At 46.6% G+C, this 19,946-nt stretch carries 9 protein-coding genes; 5 read left to right on the forward strand and 4 right to left on the reverse strand.

The annotated features are described in order from the left end of the window. Positions 1 to 305: 305 nt before the first annotated feature. From ACIDITHRIX25_RS72800 to ACIDITHRIX25_RS72810, 3 genes are all read left to right on the forward strand, one after another. Positions 306 to 884, forward strand: a complete 579-nt coding sequence (locus ACIDITHRIX25_RS72800) for a beta-class carbonic anhydrase (protein WP_201732550.1) — start codon at positions 306 to 308, stop codon at positions 882 to 884. A 692-nt stretch (positions 885 to 1,576) separates the two neighbouring features. Beyond that, positions 1,577 to 2,101: an NfeD family protein gene (locus ACIDITHRIX25_RS72805; protein ID WP_201732551.1), complete on the forward strand. Its 525-nt coding sequence runs from the start codon at positions 1,577 to 1,579 to the stop codon at positions 2,099 to 2,101. Beyond that, on the forward strand, positions 2,082 to 3,017 hold the full coding sequence (locus ACIDITHRIX25_RS72810; RefSeq protein WP_201732552.1) for an SPFH domain-containing protein: 936 nt from the start codon (positions 2,082 to 2,084) through the stop codon (positions 3,015 to 3,017). Before ACIDITHRIX25_RS72805 ends, ACIDITHRIX25_RS72810 begins: the two co-directional genes overlap by 20 nt. Positions 3,018 to 3,607: 590 nt before the next feature. Here ACIDITHRIX25_RS72810 and ACIDITHRIX25_RS72815 read toward each other — a convergent pair. The 3 genes from ACIDITHRIX25_RS72815 to ACIDITHRIX25_RS72825 form a co-directional block, all read right to left on the reverse strand. Further along, positions 3,608 to 4,282, reverse strand: coding sequence for a hypothetical protein (locus ACIDITHRIX25_RS72815; RefSeq protein WP_201732553.1), 675 nt, complete (start codon positions 4,280 to 4,282; stop codon positions 3,608 to 3,610). Positions 4,283 to 4,285: 3 nt separating this feature from the next. Continuing rightward, positions 4,286 to 6,328, reverse strand: coding sequence for a DEAD/DEAH box helicase (locus tag ACIDITHRIX25_RS72820; protein ID WP_201732554.1), 2,043 nt, complete (start codon positions 6,326 to 6,328; stop codon positions 4,286 to 4,288). Positions 6,329 to 7,336: 1,008 nt separating this feature from the next. After that, entirely contained in the window at positions 7,337 to 8,248 is a 912-nt protein-coding gene (locus ACIDITHRIX25_RS72825) for an HNH endonuclease (protein ID WP_249685695.1), read from the reverse strand. Between the two features lie 641 nt (positions 8,249 to 8,889). Here ACIDITHRIX25_RS72825 and ACIDITHRIX25_RS72830 point away from each other — a divergent pair. Both ACIDITHRIX25_RS72830 and ACIDITHRIX25_RS72835 read left to right on the forward strand, forming a co-directional pair. After that, positions 8,890 to 12,375, forward strand: coding sequence for a helicase-related protein (locus tag ACIDITHRIX25_RS72830; RefSeq protein WP_201732557.1), 3,486 nt, complete (start codon positions 8,890 to 8,892; stop codon positions 12,373 to 12,375). Positions 12,376 to 12,412: 37 nt separating this feature from the next. Then, positions 12,413 to 14,692 (forward strand): UvrD-helicase domain-containing protein, encoded by a 2,280-nt coding sequence (locus ACIDITHRIX25_RS72835; RefSeq protein WP_201732558.1) that lies wholly within the window; start codon positions 12,413 to 12,415, stop codon positions 14,690 to 14,692. A gap of 54 nt (positions 14,693 to 14,746) precedes the next feature. Here ACIDITHRIX25_RS72835 and ACIDITHRIX25_RS72840 read toward each other — a convergent pair whose 3' ends face one another. Beyond that, entirely contained in the window at positions 14,747 to 19,927 is a 5,181-nt protein-coding gene (locus ACIDITHRIX25_RS72840; protein ID WP_201732559.1) for an ATP-binding protein, read from the reverse strand. Positions 19,928 to 19,946: the final 19 nt, after the last annotated feature.

Raw genomic sequence — 19,946 nt, forward strand, 5'->3', positions numbered from 1 at the left:
AATGGGAATCTGGTCACTGAAAAGGTTAATTGTAAACAAAACCACGAAGCAGGGAAAGTGGCGGAGTCTGCCCCGGTAATTCAATTAGTTGAACAGGTTTGACGTGTGTAAGTCAATTCATTTCGAAATGCAAGTCGTTTCGTCCTCCCTTCATAACCATGAAGCTCCTCGGGGCGCCATTTGGGTAACTCTGCTCGTCGACTCCTATAGCTTGCTAGTGCTGAAGTCAATAAAGTTGATAATCTTACTCAGGTTTAGCTTTATAATCTTCAATGAAGGTGAAATCAAGCCAAGGGAGTTAGAAAATGTCAGTCCTAAATGAAGTACTAGAGGCAAATAAGGGCTATGCAAAGGAGTTTGGAGACAAGGCCAACCTTGCGATGCCTCCAGCACGCCACTTCGCAATCCTTACCTGTATGGACGCACGTCTTGATCCAGCAAAGTATGCGGGATTAAGTGAAGGCGACGCTCACGTAATTAGAAACGCCGGAGGAAGAGCTAGCGACGATGCGATTCGTTCATTGGTTATCTCATACAAGTTATTGGGAACCAAAGAGTGGTTTGTCATCCATCACACCAATTGTGGTATGGAGTTCTTTAACAACGACCTCATGAGTAACCTTTTGGCTTCGAGCCTTGAGACCGCTGAACTTGGTGCTGCGGGATTCAAAGATGTTGGTCAAGGACCTGGCTCAAGTGAAGGAAAGTACATCAACTGGTTGACGATTCCTGATCAGGCTTCGTCAGTACTTGAGGATGTCACTCGAATCAAGTCGCATTCGCTGGTACCATCGTCGATCCCGGTCTATGGATATATCTACGATGTTGCAACCGGAAGCCTCATTGAAGTTCCTGAGGCCACCAAGGTCGGTCAATCTCGATAGCGATTCGTCTCGCAAGAGTAGATATCTTGTCAAAGAGCCCACTACCCTGCTGATTTGTCTTCGAAGGTAGTGGGCTCTTTTGTGTTTGTTCGGAGATTTTCCATTTGGAGATCGCTGTTGGTCCCCTGTGTTGATCAAATCAACCGTATTTGCGATACATCGGCGATTTTCGTTGGCGATGCAGATAACTGGTACCTTCAATGGCTACCATGCCCCATCATTTCGCGTCCTTCGTTGCAGGGGTAAAATGATGGCTACTGGGATTGGTATTTAATCTTCGATACTTTAGTCCAATGGCAACGGCGCGGAAATGCCAAGAATACCCAGTGCCCGTGCCTACGTTCCTTCTGACTGTGTTACGACCACAGTTCTAACAAACTGGTAACTCCGACGATGAATCGGTCCATTATCGCGCATCTTGATCTTTGTGTATCCATGATGGTCTATGCACGGTGCTGCGCAGCACATTTCGGAGGGAAGGGGCGTTGCGACAAAGACGTTTCCATAGAGCTATGCGGGAGACGATAGAGTGCTGGAGTCCTCTCTATACTCTGTGACATCGTGAATTCAGTTTGAATCGCCAGCGAACTTCAGGTTTCAATAAACAACCGCCGCGAACGAATAACCTTTGATGAACGACATAGTGGTTGAAACTGCAATAGAGTTAGGGCAATAGATCAGCGAGGTTTGCGATGGTCATTGTTTCTTTAGTGTTATTAACACTCACCCTATTAGTCATTGCAGCTGGACTGCACCTAGGCCCACACTCCTCCGTAGGAGCCGGTGTTTCTTCGTTTGTGATTGCGGGCGTAGCCGTCTCTGTTTTGGCTAGTAGCACATCTTCGATTACTACCCTTACGCTGCTAATCTACGGACTTATCTTTTTGATCTCGTTGGGAACGATTGCCTTGGGGCTCAAAGGAGTTCTATCAAAGCCAAAGACATCGACACCACAGAGGTACAAGTCGCTTCTTGGTAGGACAGGGGTGGCTTCGACTGATTTAGCTCCCTCGGGGACCGTAACGGTCGATGGGGAGAGCTGGAGCGCTGATGCACTTGAGGGAGTCATTAGTAAGGGTGACAATATCTTCGTGGTAGAGGCCGACCAAATCCACCTCAAGGTCGCCATCGACACTTTCAATACCAGCACTTCAACGAGTGTTGAATTAAATGAATCAACCGGTAAGGAAAACAATAATGGTAAAGACGATCATTGAACTAGCCGTAGCTTTAGTCCTCTTGTTCGCAATTGTGCGGGTTCTCTTTTCGACCTTCAAGATTACGCGAGATTACCAGAGGTTGGTGGTCTTTAGGTTGGGTAAGTCCAATGGCGCAAAGGGTCCAGGGCTTGTTGTTATCAATCCAATTACCGACAGAATATCCTTAGTAGATCTTCGAGAGCAATTTCTTGAGATCCCGCATCAGACAGCTATTACCAAGGACAATGCGCCTATCTCTATTGACTTCATAATGTTCTATCGCGTATTTGATCCAGTGACATCAGTCGTCAACATCCGTGACTTCTCCGGAGCAGCGCTGAACATCGCTGCAACGACACTTAGAAGCGTTGTCGGAGACATGGCCCTCGACGATGTCCTCTCCAAGCGCGAGGCGATGAATACATCGCTAAGAGTGAAACTCGATGAAGTAACGGAGCGATGGGGAGTAAAGGTTACCAACGTAGAAGTTCGTGAGATCAATCCCCCACCCGCAGTTCAAGAGGCAATGACCCGCCAGATGTCAGCTGAAAGAACGAGGCGAGCAGTTGTTACTGAATCTGAAGGTAAGAAGCAGGCGGCGATCACCGTTGCCGAAGGACAGAAGCAAGCTGACGTTCTGTCAGCTGAAGGTGCCCAGCAAGCGGCAATTTTGACTGCTGAAGCAGAGAGGCAATCTGCGATTTTGCGGGCTGAAGGTCTTTCTACTGCCCTATCTGTTGTTGGTCAAATTGCAAAGGATTCGGACTCGAATACGTTGCTTCTTCAATACCTCGGTGCATTGAAAGAGCTTGCCAACTCCCCTTCCACAAAGATTCTGTTTCCGATGGAGCTGACCAACTTGCTGTCGGGAATTCGCGACATGGCGATGGGTCAAGGCCAAAGCAAGTCATTTAATGGAAGTGAAAATGATTGATTTTGACGCACGAAAAAATAATTTGCCGTTCATGTGAACAACGTGCATTTGTCAGTCAGTTATTGGATTAAGTGTTTGATAACCATTTGTACGCGGGAGTCAGCAAGCTTTATTTGAAGCAACTTCATGATCGCGAGGCCCATTCATTGAAGGTGTCGGCAGCTCCACGTCATTCTACGGATTACTTTATGACGCTTATCGACGCCCACTGTTGTGCGTATTTTCGATTTCCACGGCTAGCAAATGGCCTTTGATCATCACCGAGAACGCATAGCCGCCGAAGTCATTCGTCTATGGTTCTATGAGGTTTGAGTTATTCCAATGCCTCTTGCAACAGTTACCGCACCGCTCGCTTAGTAGTGTGTCCCATTCGGTAAGCTTTTGAATGACTCGTTCTGGTGTGTGCTTTTTACCCTTTATGAAAATCCCCCCTTTGATATTTTGGTCTGTATTCTCAGGCTAAGGGAGGATCGTCCAGGATTGATCAATGCAGTCTTATAACGCTTCGCCCTTTGAGTTTTAGTGTTGTGCCACATTGGACGCTTCACGGATAAGCGAAGTTCTGTGTCGTTCTCGTTAACGAGGTGCATCTATAAGTCGTTTTCAAGTAGGTTTGGGAACCACGCGTCGTGATTGATCCCTCCCAAATAGGTATAGGTCCATTCGTCGCCGATTTGGACTGGTGCAAAAAACTCTTGGGCTTCGTTTATGTAGATTGTGCCACCGGATATGCCTTTATGTACACCTAATCTTCGCGCAAGGGCTTCGGCTTTGATCGATCCGACATATTCCGAAAGGAGGAATTCTTTGCTTCGCGTGGGCGTGATCATCTTTTTGAAGCTTATGTCGCGGGCACCAGATTTGAGCGTGTAAGGGATTCCGACATGAGGCCCAAGCCAGGTATTGCCGGGTGAAAGAGTTTTAGGCGCCTTTGCGGAGATCGGATCTCCCTCAAGATCGAATTCAAGGATCTCTTTGTACGTACCTGCAAAATAACACGGTTCACCTCGATTAGCAGGCACCAAAACGTGGCCGTATTCATTTATATAAAATGCCCCGCCCTTCTGTCCATTGATCTCCATTTTGACGTTGTTTACCATATCTACGAGGTTAAAATGACTAGTGGTCGTAAGTAATTCTCTCTCTGAACTTGAAACTCGATATATTAGGCGAACTGCCATTTCATTATTCTGCGAACGGATTACTGAATACTTTGCTTCTCGGCTAGCATTAGCTGGGTTCAATCCAGGATAAACAGTTGCCACTTTCTAACTTCCCCTCTCTAAATCAGATTGCCAAAGAAATCCCCCCGGAACATGTTCGAGGAAAATATGGCTGCCATTATTTACATACCATACGTCGTCACGATGGTTTACACTAATCTTTATTCCACGGTCTAGCAGCAGTTTCCAGGCCTTTATTGTTTTTATGGCGTTTTGTGATTGCTGAGGATAATTGTTCTCATCTATGATCGCGAATTCGGTTTCGGACTTGTTAGCCCGCCTTTCGATTAACCCGCCACCCTTGCTCCTTATTTGGAAGGACCCACCGGTAGCATCGGTGGGTCCATAGTAAAGATCTCCGGGTTTTATATTTCGTTGCGGGAGGATTTGCTCCTGGTTTTCTATGTCATTCGTGACGTAGACGAAAGGTTCGTTGATTTTGCCAGCCACGTACATCATGTTCTCACCCGCATTTCGTTTTGAAACAAGAATTAGGTTGAACTCAGGCGTTAGGTAAAATCTTCCACCGCGTTGGCTACGTACTTTATCAACGATATCGGATACACCTTGTGGATTAGAGACTATTTTCCCATCGTACCGCCGAACCGTTCCTAGTGTGTCGAGGCTGTGCTCAACTCCAATTCTTCCACCGCGCCACTCTTGTGGTCCAAGGTCTAAGAGCTGGCAGAGTCTCTTCCATTCCTGGCTTTCGCTAGGCGTGGGGGTTTGGGGAGGATCAAACTTTTGTATTGGTGCGGCATTCGGTTCGAGAAGCCATTCCCAATATTTATTGGATTCAGGTCCAGTTAGATCAGTCCAGTCAAGCTTTCCATAAACAGCCTCATCCACGGTGTTCGAAACGTAAATAATATGCATATCAGCTATTTTTTTAGACCCGTCTCCTTCGAACTGTCGACGCAAAACTCTTCCTAATGTTTGGATCCTTTGGCGTATGCTGGAGCTTGACGCTACAAGCACGCCTAGATCAGCTTCTGGCACATCTATTCCTTCGATAAGAGATTTGACAGAGACCAATATTTTGTTAGTACCTGTTCGAAATGATGCTAAGGCCTCATTGCGGACGGACGACTTTAGTTTCGAATTTTCGAGAGTAATGCCAATAGAGGGTAATTTCAGTTCTAAAGCGCGCGCCAATTGTGTGGCTGAATCTACTCTTTCGTGAAATACCAGTGCGCGCCTATCAGGGTTTCTTTCGAATGAATCCGACACAATTCGTGTTGCGACTCTAATGCGTTCGGTACTTTTGTAAAGGAAATCTTTCCGTTGCGTCGTTGCTGAGACATAGCGCTTTGCGAGGGAGCCAACTTCATCGTTTCGAGTTTGGTAGATTCTTGCCTGCGAAATTTCGACTCCGATGTCCTGTAGTGCGCTAATGGAATCGTCGACACGTCGGGTTAGTCTTTCGTATTCTGCTTGCTCTGATACAGTTAGGTGCACACCGTGGTGATTTATCTCATAATTAGGCAGCCATCCATAATTTCGAGCTTGCTTTAGATCGAAGTGATAAACAACAGCGCCAAGAGATTTCCCAACAAGCTGATCATCGAACGAAATTAGGGTGCCTTCCTGCGAAGCCTCGTCCCGTTCCGGAGTTGCAGAGAGTCCAAGTCGAAATCTTGCCTTGGTATTTAGCACCTTTGCCATTGAAGGAGCTCCTGCTCTATGGCACTCGTCAATTACTAACATAAGTTCGCCCGATATTGCCGAAGACATCTCCGGAAGGAGGCGTGAAGCACTGTTTAGGACACAGATCAGGACCCTAGATGACTCTAAATCTCCTTTACTGCCTGATCCGAGAAGGCCTATCTCTGATCGGTTTAGATCTGAATGCCTATTAATTACATCTATCCATTGTCTCGCTAGTGCAGATGTGGGTGCAACGATAGCGACTTTAAGCTCGGGAGATTCCCGTGCCGCTCTTTCGATGCACTTTAGAGCAATAAGGGACTTCCCTCCACCGGTAAACACTTCGATGGTTCCCCTGAAAGGACCATGCGTGTCTCCCGACATCCACGCTTCTACAGCCGCTTCTTGCCACCTGTGTAGTTCAAATCCGGTAACTCTCATTTCCTACAAATCTATCGAGTTTCTGGAGATTCCTGACTTCGTTATTAACTGGTGTATCAAACTGCCTGCCACGCTTCTTAGTCGCGATGCGGGACGCAGTTCAGGCGAAGCTAACTTTATCCCCAATCAAGGATTACAGATAATTGATCGATTCCGAAAGCTCATTCTGAGGGAGTGGGCGCAATTAGATGGCTAGCCATCAATTTCGTTATTTAGAAAGCCATTCGCGTCGAACAAAATAAAAGGTTTATTTTCGTTCAGCGCATTCAACGAAAATACCTTCTGGCTTTTTTTTCTTGACACTATTCGACGGAAGTTGATGCCTGCTAGCGCCGAAATTGTTTTCGCATGTCTGTGCCATGGTGAATCCTGGATGATCCACCCTTAATGTTAGAATACTGACCAAAATATAAACAGTATATTTTTTATGAAGGGTAAAAAGCACGCACCAGAACAAGTCATTCAAAAGCTTGCCGAGGGTGACAGATTGTTATACGCCGGCAGTTCGGTTGTGTAAGTTGCCAGAAGCTCATGCATAACGGAAACCACATTGCATCTTGGTGAGAATACCTACGGAGGTATGAAAACCACAGATGCCAAGAGCCTGAAAGGACTAAAGGCAGAGAATTACAAGACTAAAGACCATTGTTGCCGATCTGACCTTGGATAATTCGATGCTAAAGGAACTATCGGAGGGAAACTTCTAACCCCGGATCGCAGACGTAGCGCTGTGAAGCTGCTGCTTCAATACCTTGGTGCATTGAAAGAACTAGCTAACTCCCCTTTTATAAAGATACTGTTTCCGGTGGAGCTGACAAATTTGCTGTCAGGGATTCGTGATATGGCGGCGGGGCAAGGTTCCGGTGGACTCAAAGGTAAAGATAACTCGATCGATAAGGATTGATATCTTTAGAACCTGCGGCTGCTAAAGAATGTTCTGGCGGTCTCTCAGTCGCGACGGTCGCCACTTTTGACGTGGATTAACTTCGCTTCATATCCGCCGATAGATCAGCTGGCTCGTTTGAATTCCTCAAACCTCTCAGCGAGTCGGTCTTGATCCGGTCTCGCGGCCCGCTCCTTGGGTAGATGAATTTTGGTTCCAGCTATTTCTTGAATACCATGTAGAAGCATAGGTCCGTCAGTTTCTTGCAAAAGTCGATGTTGTACTTCTATGATTCCATCCGGACGTATTCCCACCAAGTTATGGTCGAAGGCGGCATGGTGTATTTTGCATAGAGCGATTCCGTTGGGTACCACCGGTTCACCGCGGACATGACCGTCAGGGATTATGTGGGCAGCATCGAGCAATTCGGAATGGCGAAGTCTGCAGATTGCACATGACGTATCGTATGCGTGGAGAACCCGTGCCCGGAAGACTGGTTGGTGCATGCGAGTTTTTGTAAGCCGATCTACATAGTTACGTTCGAGGCTCTCTTTGAAGATTGGGTTCGCGCTTGAAAGTGATGATTCAAAGCCGACTACAAATTCGTGCCGTTCTGGAATTTCTTGCAGGAGATACACTGGAAAAATTGGTAAGTAGAGCCCTTTCCCGATGCCGTAGAAGTAAGCCAGCGGCAATCCCTCGTCCATCGCCATCCGTAGCGCTCTATTGTCTGAATGTTGCGGATCTGTACCGCGGTACTTGTAATGGATCATTCCGTCGTCGTCGGTATCGTCAATGTATGGCGGCAGTTCCGACGGTGGGGTAAATGTCGTTCTGATTGTTAGTGCGGCGCTGCTGCCCAGGAGCTTGCGTATTCCCGACTGGACGATAAGACTTATTCGTCTGCCGCGAAATTCAAATGAATTTATTGTAGAAGACGGTACTACGCCGCTCGGGGAATGTGCTGTGAGTAATTTAAGATGGCTAAAAACCGCCTTCCTCAATTCGAGCTCTTCGTTAATTTCATCAAGAATCATCACAATTGCTCATACTATCTCAACGGAAAAGCTTTCGAGGTATGGGAATCTTTTTGATGGTTTGGCGGTCTTCTTGGACCTTCTTACGGCCGCTCCCTTAAATGGTTGCTTTTTCGAATTTTTATTCTTGTTGATCAGCGCCATCCACCGCGTACTCCTGAGCATCATCAACAGGGCCTCTGACACTACGACATCTAAGTCGTGGTGCCCTCAATTCGTGGTACCAAGTGATCGCTTCGCAGAATTAAACAGAATTCACACTTAGTTGACTCGAGCAAGTTGGCAAATCATAGTCTTTAGTTTTTGAATGGGACTGTCTTGCCAATATCTGAAAGGCGTGTCCGTAGCACGTTCTCGATAGAGACTGTAATCCAATATTGAAGCGAATGATAAAATAAGCAAATTTGTGGCCCGTGGTAACTTCGAATTCGCTGACAGTGCCTTTGCCTAAAGCGAACAGGTTGGTTTCAAATAAATACTCAGCTACACACCAGCTACAAGTAGATCAGGATTAATAAAATTCAATTCTGAAATGCCCAGTCCCAGAAAATCGAACATCGCCATGATAAATTAGGGGTAATTGGTGATGCGGCTAAGACCCCAGCGGCAGGGACCATCACCCCAATAGGCGGTAGTTGATTGTGTCGAAATTAGATTTATTATCCTCGCTCGAAAAAGGCGCGGCAATATATTTCTCCAACGTTTTGTCGGCGGGTAACATTGCTGCTGAACTTCGCTCTAAACAAACATATATATCGCTCGTAGCGACGGATCGCCAAACTTCGGAGTTTGAATCCGGCAACACCTATTTCGATGATTCGAGCCTTTTTTCATCCTTATCACCAGGAGAAATTCCTGATGGTGTTTATGTTCTCTACGAAGACGTATCGGTATCACTTTTAGTTGTCGACTTTTCGAATGGTGGTGTTGAAGATGCAAATGGTAAGCCACTAGATGGTGACCAGATCGATAAAGTTCGAACATACTTCGAGACTGCGATGCAGGACGGGAAATCTATTCCATCCAAACCTAAGTACGACATAGATGATGGAGTGCAACGCCGTGGCTCGGGAGACCTTCTAAAGGTTGTTGATAGATCGTGGCGAGCCGAAGACAATTGTTGGCAGTACAGATGTAGATCCACAACTGGTGCTTCTAATCGGTTCTTGGAAGACGAGCTTGAAGATATCCCCGAGGACACGAACGACGTCAGATCCTGGCTTCGCCAAAATCCAATGCACAACATTGATACCGCGGCAGCACTAACTTTCATAAAGATTGACCAGGTTCTTAGCGATCTCTTCTATTCAGCGTTCAGCTCCCTTACAACCTTTATCCCTTATCAATTTCTGCCGGTTTTGAAGTTTTTGATTGGCGATAGTCAGCGCATTCTGATCGCTGATGAAGTCGGTTTAGGAAAGACGATCGAGGCAGGACTTATTTGGCGCGAACTTGATCAGCGCGGTTCGGCAAAGAATGTACTCGTCGTTTGTCCCTCCAACCTCGTAGCTAAGTGGAAGGCTGAGATGAGGAACCGCTTCGGCTACATTCTGCGCGACCTAAATGATGAGGAATTGAAGTCACTTTACTTGCGTAGCCCTGGGCGCTTAGCAGCATCTCATTATTTTGTCGTGTCGCTCGAAAAAATAAGGAGCGGAAGGTTCAGTGACCAGATAGTAGAGCTTTTAGACGAACAATCGGATCTTTTTGATCTCGTTATTCTAGATGAAGCCCACAATATTAGAAACAGTGAAACCAAAGGGTTTAGGACTATTAAGGCCCTATTGGATGATGTGGAGAGTGTTGTATTTCTCTCGGCAACTCCAATCAATAACGACTCAAAGGACCTTCATAACCTAATGCGACTCTTAAGGCCCGATGCTTACGAGGAGAGTTCAGTCTTCGGACGCATTCTCGATTTCGTCAAGATGGTGAATGAGTTTGTAAAGTTTGTTGAATCATCGGAGTTCGAAAGAGATGAAGCTCGTGCGAAGTTGGTTGAGATATCTGAGACGGAAGTTGGGGCAGCCGCTGCAAAGAGCGGTGACTTTAAAAGAATCGAACAGATTCTTGCTCAAGGCGTTATAAGTCCTGAAGACGAAGTCCGGCTTCGACACTCGATCGTCTCCCTCTCCCCACTCGCCTCTGAGATTTCTCGTATGCGCAGACGAGAGGTTACCGAAAATCCGGTAGTACGCGACGTCAAGATTCTTGAAGTTGAGTGGAACGAGCGCGAGAAGCAAATATATGACGAATACATTCGTCTACTCAAGAGGAGCTGTGTCGTCCTAGGACGACGATACGGGTACGTTGCTCAAATGCCGCTGCGATTTGCAGCAAGTTGTATGCCTGCGTTTGTCGAGGCTGCTACCAAGAAGTGGGAACCTTTTTATGCGCAGTCTTACAAGTCGCAGGACAGTGACGCTGTGTCAGTTGAAGACGCACTCTCGATTGACGACCAATTCGAAGAGGACGATCGCTCCGATGACGAGAAAAAGGACGCTCCCAAAATGGCGGGGCAAGAGGAGATTAAGTTGCTCCGAGACGAATCTTTCATGGAGCATCTAGACAACTTTATGAGTTACGCGAGTTCACTGCAAGCCACCGATTCGAAGTACGAGAAATTCAAGGAGTGGATCTTAGAGTTCTCTGCCAAGGATGATAAACAGTTGATCATTTTTTCATTCTTTACTGGAACTCTCAAGTACCTTCAAAAGCGACTCGCAGACGATTTCGACGTGAGGCTGCTGTATGGCAAAACGGCGCCCGAAGCTCGCCAGAAGATAATGGACGATTTCCGAAAAGGCACGTTCAAAATTTTGCTTATGTCAGAGGTTGGTAGCGAAGGTCTGGACTTCGAGTTTTGCACGGCCATGGTTAATTACGATGTGCCTTGGAATCCGATGAAGATAGAACAGAGGATCGGTCGCCTTGATCGATTTGGACAGAAGAGTGAAAAGATCCATATCTTCAACATGTCAGTGAAGGACACCATCGACAACAATATCTATATGCGCCTTTTCGACCGACTGGGCGTGTTCCAGTCATATGTCGGAGGACACGAGGAGATTCTCGGGCACATTGCCTTCACAAATGAGGATATATCAGAGATGTGGAGTCCTGATATCTCACCTGAGGATTCAGAGGCACGTATAGCTCAATTCGAAAAAGCTCGTCTTACAAATTTCGAAGCTATGAAAGCAACCGAGAGCGCTGAGGCTCTGGTCAATACTGACCGCCTACTTGTAAAGGGTTTCGAAGCGGATCAAAAGAGGCGTGGCAATTATTTAGGGCCAAATGAGATTCGTATCTTTGTCGAAACATTTCTAAGGCGAGTTCGTAATTCGCCACTGAGACCTAATCGAAGGCCTGGTATTTATTCCGTGCGATTAGACGACGACGCGAGGAGTTACGTCTCCCGATTCCAAAGAAGTAACCGACAATTCGACACTGCAGTAAAAAGCGATTCGGAGGTAATCATTTCTTTTGACGCGCAACGTGCCATAGAAAATGGTTACGACCACGTTGACCTTACACACCCTCTTGTTCAGGGTGCCCGCGTTTGTTTTAGAAATATGGAAGCAATTTCTGGAAGGTATGGGAGGATTCGAATTCCCTATGACCAGTACAAGGGCAGTTACCTGGTCAAAGTCTGCTTGGCGAAATCTCCTAATAGCGAATTCAGTAAATTAGTTGCCTTTGCCGTTCGGGCGGATAATTACGAATACGTCCCCGAGGTGGGAATGCGACTAATGGCGGCATTAGCCGACGGTGCATTTGAGAAATCGAGCGAGGGAGAGGCAATTGCCTATTCGGATCTCATCTTTGAAAAATTAGAGGATATGGAGATGGATTGGCGTCGAAGTGAAGAGGCAGAGGAACAGGCAAAGTTGGATTCTCGAAGGGCTGCGGAACTATCGCGAAAAAGGATAGTGCTCAGCAGCAAGATTGAACAACTTGAGAAGTCGATTCTCAACAGCTCGAACGAGACTTATATCAAAGGACAAAGAACGAAAATATCAAATCGCAAATCTGAATTGGCTCAGCTTGATGGAGTTGAATCCAAACGCGATTGGATTTCGATAGAAATTTTGCCCAAATTGGTCATTGATCTGGAAGTTTCCTAGCATTTCATAGCGGTGTCTTCTAGTAGGAGTAGTGGTTTTGGAGGATAGTGATCTACTGCGAATAGAGAACCTTGTACTTGAAAAGGTTCGAAGACTTGCTGCCCAAACGAAGGCTGATCTCTCGGAGGGGGTAACGGCCGGAGCGAATCAACACGCAAACACCAACCTCTACCAGGAGCGCAAAAATAGACGGGAGGTGATAGATGGAGCCCTTCGTGAAGATCAGTTTTTATACGGAAAGGTAGTTCTCAACGACGGCGGCGGAAACGACGAGATTCGTATTGGTAGGACAACCGTATGGGATAAAGAAAACAAGGTGGTGGTGGCGGATTGGAGAGCCCCAGTCTCGAAGAACTTCTTCCTTGCTGAGGACGAACAAAGAAACCACTTTCTAATGAGTGCCACATTCACCTTTGAAGAGCGCAAAATATCGGCTATAGAGGTTCCATTTGGACTCGACTACGCCACTCCCCGGAGTGCAACGATTTTCGACAAAAAACCGAATAAGATCGAGAATCGAAATGTCGCAGCCACACCTCGGGTAAGACCGATCAAGGATTCTAGTCTCGATATCAGATCTGCTCATTTAAGGCAAAACGATTCTGCGGGAAGTTCGGTGGTCGGCTCACCGAATGTTACAGGTAGTCAGCAATCGAATGCATCCAATGGGCGAAAAGTGCGCGCACCACGGACTCTCTCCACGATCCTTCGAAGACGTCGTAGTGGAAAAATGAGTGATCACGTAAATACATTGCAGCCTGATCAATATCTAGCTGTCTCGGCGGAAAGCACTGAATCGCTGATTGTTACTGGCGGACCTGGAACTGGAAAGTCCGTAGTAGCCATTCATAGAGCGATGTATCTATATGGTGCAAATAATCGGCGCATCCGAACGCTCGTCCTCGCCCCGTCTGAAAACTATTCGAGTCATTTGGCGGAGGTAGTCGATGGATCAACTCAGAGTGAAGGCAAAAGATACATTCAGGTACTGACACTCGAGCAGCTTTATCGTCAAGTCATCAGTGAGTTTGAATCTATCAAATTCGAAGGTACACGATTCGACAAAGAATTTCAAGTATCGATGCACTTAGACCCCCGCTTCCATGACGCGGTTAGAGACTTTATTTGGAGTCACGCTAGGCCGCAATCGATTGAATTGGATGTTCGCGGAACCTTAGTCCGGGTCGATCAATTAGATATTTCTCTCTTGATTGGACGAATGAGAGTAACGCAAGAGCCATTTGGATCCGGGCAGATTCTACTAAAGAAAATAATACAAGAGCACTTTAAGATTGCAGAAGGTGATACGCGAACGCGGTATCGCTTTGGCGAGAGTTCTTTGGATCATTTGGATGAAGAAATTAGCTCTAAGAGGGTGCTGGATAATGTATTTCTGCCCATTCAGCGGTTTTCTAAAATCGCGAAGGAGTTTCTCCGCGTACCCGGAGTTGGAAAGAGCTTTCTTGCACCGTACTTCACTGATGCGGAAATAGATCAATACTATGGTGGGTCAGTTTCTCAAAAGGAGCCCTTTTCGAATTCTGAATTGGCGGTATTACTTTCGATGATCTTGGAAGTCAATGGAGAATCAATCCGCTTCAAAGACTTCGGTCACGTGATCATCGAGGAGTTTCAAGATCTAGGTAAAGCAGATCTTTTGTTGATTAGACGAATAATCCCAGATTCCAACTTTACTTTAGCCGGAGATTTGAACCAAAGTTCAAGCGGAGTGGGTGTTGAAAGTATCGACGAACTTAAGGATCTTCTCAATATTCAAGATGCTCAGGAGGTATCTCTCGAATTATCTTTTCGTGTCCCAAGGAGCGTATCAATGTTGGCGGAAGCTATTCGGAGCGCAATCAGTCGAACCGATAACAAACTTTCGTTTTCTAACTTGATCGATAATGAGCTCGATGACGATGGCGTTTATTACCTTCGGTACGGTCATAGAAGAAGCATCGTTAGTTGCGTCGAAGAATTTTGTAATAGTATCGAAGTTTCCGGGCTGACTGCGGTTATCACTTCGCCTGATAATGTCGGTAAATTAAGGAGTCAATTCAAAGCCGCTGGCGTCGGGTACGTGACACGCCTCGAAGAGTTTGAAACATCTGCAACTGGACTTATCCTAACTACTACGATCGATGTGCGAGGCCTCGAATTCGACAACGTGGTTGTAGTGGATGCATCAGGATTGCTAAACGACCCCGAAGGCAGGGGGCATCTTTTTCGTGCAATAACTCGTGCGACCAGGAAAGTATGCATAGTTGACGGTAATCTGGACGACAAGCTACGCCACTTCGTAACACGCGAGCTGTAGTAGCCGGTCGCCCAGTCGGTTGGCTATGAAAATCTCTCCGATTTAAATTCGGAATTAATACCGCTTCAGAGTGATGATCTCTTGCCAGCCTCCACCGCTGTAATATATCGCATGGTGATTTTCTAAGCTGCGTACCATGTCAATAATCTCTTTTTGTTGATCACTATGTTCTATGTGCTTAGCAACCTTTCTCGCATCATCTTCGTTTGATTTGAAAAATACTGCAGTTCCTGCGTTTGCTGTCACGTCGTCGTCGAAGTCATTGAATCTTTGCGATGCGAGTACGAGCGACACTCCGTACTTTCGGGCTTCCCGTGCAAGGCGTGGAATTCGATCAAAGTTACGTATCAGGTGAGCTTCGTCGATAACTAGGGCATGGGTTATCTCCTTCATGACCCCTCGTCGCGTCATCTCTCTATAGATTCCATCGATCGAAAAGATTAAAAGGGCGAGACGGGCAACCTCACTATTGATGGTGCTCAATTTAATGATTGTTGCATGGTCAGAGTGGAGGAAGCTGCGGCCGCTGTTTGTTTCAAACAGAGATTCGTAGCTAAATAGATCGCGCAACCTAGTCATAAGATTTTTGTCGATGTCGCTTGATCGATTCATTCGTTTGAAAACGTCGAGCAATGTTGGCTGATTCGACTCATCGAAGTCGCTTGCCAAGTCCTTGGGATACTGCTTCTTGATGGCTTCTCTGAATTGACCAATCTGTATATCTCCTAAATTGGGAAATAGAAGAGATAGCATGCCACTGACTCCATTTGCGATATCGTTGACGACGTATCGGTTGGTTTGTAACTCAGATTCCGTAAAGTAAAGCGGGTTGAAGCTGGCATTGTTGATGTCTGAGACATTCATCTCGTTACCGAAAAACCCCTCCATTATCTCATCGACGTCTTGGTGGAAAGAGATTACGATTGGGGCAATACCTTGCTCCTTCAGCTGCTTCACCACGCCCATAATGAAGGTAGTTTTCCCTACGCCAGATAATCCCGTAACGATCATGTGGGGGTTGGTGGAGACGGATGGTTGCCAAATTACAGTCTCTCCGCTCCGAGAACTACCCACTTCAATCGAGATCTCTTTGGGGTGAATTGGTGGTAAGGGCATTTCTCCAGCGCCATCAACTATATTTGTGGGTTCGAGGGTTGAAGGCTCGGAAGTAGATAAGTCGGAATGTTGAATTTCTACGTCTGGCTTACCTGGCGTCTCGATCGTAACTAGATCGATCGTAACTAGATCGATCGGATTTGTGAGGCGATTTGCTTTTTCAAGGTAGTCTTCTGTAAATCCACTGACTTCAATCGCTGTGGAATCAACGTTTTCGTTGGTCACAGAGATCTCGAATTCTGTATCATCGATGAAGCCTTGGTCGCTTACTTCGAGTTCCGTGCGATTAGTGACACCGAATGTATCGCCGTCAATTAAGTCATTGGAGCGAGAGATGTAGAGATGATCTTGGAACGCACTGCGTTGAATAAACCGATCAACTACGTGTTCACTACTTATCTCGATATAGCGAAGGTTCACGTCGGAGTCTGTTCCAACTCTGAAGTCGATTGTGATCACGGTATCCATAGAGGTGTCGTCGAACTCGATCGGTATCGTGTCACACTGTAACTGTCTAAGGCTCGCCAACTTTTCCTGAATAGTTTTGTAATGCTGCGGCCTTAGCTGTTCCGATCGTGATCTTCCGATTTGCTGTTCAATGACCTTGGCGAGAGCCACTCTATCGCTCCAACGCTTCCGGGAAGAGGTTAAGGAAACGACAGACCCCCAAAGGCTGTGACACTCGTCCATAAAATCGCGTATTGCGGAGGCACCGCTAGCGAACGTCTTCTCAGTCGCCGAAAGTGTCAATCCAAGATAGATTGCATTGCCCTTTATGCGAAGAACGGCAAAAGACGTTTCAACTAAATTTTGACTCAAGTTGCTTCTCATCGAATTTGGAAGATCGATTAGCGGGATTAACACTGCTGCCTCGTTCGCTGTAGCTCCAACGATCGATTTATCTTGAACAGTGGCGGTGTATCCTAGGACGAAGCTGAGCGCCGGATCAGATCGGTCGTTTCTGTCAGTGTAATAGATCTGAGAACTTCCGGGAATTTCTTGGAGGGCCGCGATGGTGAATCGTACAGCGCTCTCGGCGTTGTTGGCGACCTCGCATGAATCCATTGAAGGCTTGTAGCCAATTGCAAGCAATGATGACGTTCGAACTGCTGAGATGGATGACTGTACAACCGTGGCTCCATTTGCGATAGTCTCTCCTATTAGATATTCGCCATTCGTTACTCCCCTACTACGGTAGACTTCCATGGCCCCTGAGTCGAGTATTACAACTTTTTCGGCGTATCGATGTGCATCGATGATAAAGTTTTGCTCTTGGTCGGAGATAGTCTTTACGAACGTAATTGTCTCCCCGTTGCCGCCGATTCGTTCCCTTACTTTTTCTTCTAGGGTGCCTAGTACGTCCGCTAGGTTATTTTTTGTTCGACGGTTATCGAATCTTTCTGCGTTCGAAAGATCGTCGTAAAATGTGGCTGTTATTATTTTGCCGTCGGTGGCAATCCTCTGCGTATCCCAAGTTCGAACTAGACCATATAGAAGTGACCTCGGACGGTTGATTTTCATCTCTTTGGCTTCCAAGGCGAATGCAGCGTTACTCCCGACAGAAAAAAATATCGCTAAGTGATATAGTTCGGTGCTCCCTCCACCGAGTTCATTCGGGTTTTCTTTTAGATCACCCTTTCTCCATGTAAGGCTAAAGCCCGGATTCCTCGTGTTTCGGCTAGGTCTCTCAAAGATCCACCGATATTTTTGTGGAACTTCATTTTTGCTTTTCCTAGCCAACTCCCATAGATCTTCGAATTTTCCCGCAATAGAGTCGAGCTCCATCGATTCGTTAGCCAAATCTTTGCGTGCGATTGAAGGAAACATGCCCAGCGAAAATGAAGGCGTCGTTTCATCCGGCTCAATTTGTTTCGGATTTGATACTCCCTTGCCTTCTCGAGACATTGTTAATGCAGTTAGGAGGGTTCCACCGTCGCCGCCCCCAAAGGACGCGAGTAAGGTGAGGTCAACCAACGAAGACTGATTTTCTTCGTTGGTTTGAACAGATCGCGTCGCGGCTATCTCCTTTGATATCTGTTCGGCCTGCCACATGCTGTCAGCGACTGCTTCAAAGTTATCTTGGTCGTCGGAATACCAGTATCGCCGTATCTGCGTCGGTAGAGAACTATCGTCAGTTATATCAGGAGCTACCAGTAATTGCGTATTGATGTCCAAGGCTTCGCACGAGCGCATAACTCCATATGGCGAGTTTTGATCGAAAGTAGGAAATACGATCGGGAAGCCATTTCCGCTTACCGATTCGTAGATAGATTTGAGCTCACTTCCCTTTCCCTCCCGCGAGAGAAATTCGATAAATTGGTCGTAGTAGACTCTAAATAAGAGCCTAATTGGGCTTTCCGGTAGGAGTATCAGCGCTTTGATACGGCCTGATTCGTCGAGAACTGAGATTGTGTTGACGAGGGCCAGATCATCGGCGTCTTTCTCGACGCCTTCCTTCCATAGGTTCGCAAATCTATTTATTGCCTCTTGGCTATCGGCTAAGTGGCAACCATATACGTTGTCAGCTGATCGAAGCCTTTTGACCACTGCATTCCAGATCGAAGAATCGACCTTATTGACCTCATCGAGTTCGATAGGTCTAAATTCGAGCGATGATGGGAGAAGTTTGCCCGCCGCACTCATTAGCATCGTGAACTTTCCGAGATTAAAGTCATTTTGTTCAAGAAGTTGCCAACATCGCCTCCATCCCCAGGGTAATTTAATTTTCCCTTTTATAGGCTTCTTTGAGTCGCGGTAAAGTAGGACGATCTCGCGCTCGCCGAGCGTTGCGATCGCAGATGGTTCTTTCAGTGCATCTGTAAATGCATCGGAGTTTTCTGCTTCTAGCAAAAATTCACTGATCGTTCGGTAAGTCCGATTCGACGATGTACCGCTCTTTTTAGTGGAATCTCCATCTCTTACGATGAAGGTCTCGGTCTCTTCTCGAATTGTATCGCGAAACGAAACTACCACGCGCGCATCGAAATTATCGCCAGCTTCGATCTCAAAGACATCTGCTCTGATTTTGAAGTCGTTTCGATTTTTTCCACTGCTCAGTACTTCCCAGTTGGCCTTTGACTCGTCGCCAACAAATAGCTCGACATTGAAGAGAACTCCGCCTTTTCTAATGGTCTTTGGTGTTGTCGTCCACCGAACGGTGAGATCCTTCGAGGTACTGTTATCCTCGGCGTTTATTATGTATTCGAGTTCGCCGTTACCATCCTGGGATAATCCTGACCATGGGGTCGCCTTACCGTTGTTGCCGCGCCAAGCTTCTATGAATATCTCGCTCACTTCTTCTTGTTCGACAAGCTCGAGCTTCCAGTTACCGACGAAAAATTTGTCATCGAGAGGGTTGTTGATAAAAACATCCTGCATTCGACCTTTGTCGCACTCGGAAATAAACTTCGAAACCAGCAAAAGGTCTTCTTCATTACCGTTGGGAATGATATCTAGGGATCTGAGACGATCTGTCGGCATCGCAGAGTTTGAGCTAACCCGTAATAGGTCTTTGACAAGTGCTTTAGATATCTCCAAATACCGATCGACCAAGTTGGTGGGCGTGTCACCGGCAATTGGCCATAGTCCGATACGCCACAGATTCTCTAAGAATTGTGAGAGACTACCCGAATGCTCTATGAGCTCTACAACTTCAAGTCGGCCGACGGCAATGGCGACCTCCTTTGAATACTTGGATGCGAGATCTACGTGGTGTAAGTATCCCTTCAGAGGAGATATATCGAGTAATGCTTTACGATACTCATCAATAAGGTCAACTTCGGAAATCTCTCGTCCTGCGGAGAAGATACCATCCAATCCGCTCTCTTGGTGCTTGTCATTTATAATGAAAATTAGAGCTTGATCCTTTGTCTCACGCAGCTCTACGGCTTCATCTCCCAGAATTACAAAGGAACTCCGTTGGTCAGGGGTATCGTCGACAACAAAAAGATTCCAATCCCTAACGCGATTACCTTTAGTCGCGGATAGCTCGAGACATAGCCGATTGATTAGTGTGGGTTCGCTGGTGCGTAGGTATGCAACGGCGCCCTTTTCGGCGGTATCCGCCAACCTTATAACGGTATCAGTAAGACTTGCAACGTTCAACTTGGATTCCTTCATCTAAATTCTCACCTAGCCA

It is taken from the genome of Acidithrix sp. C25, assembly GCF_904848545.2.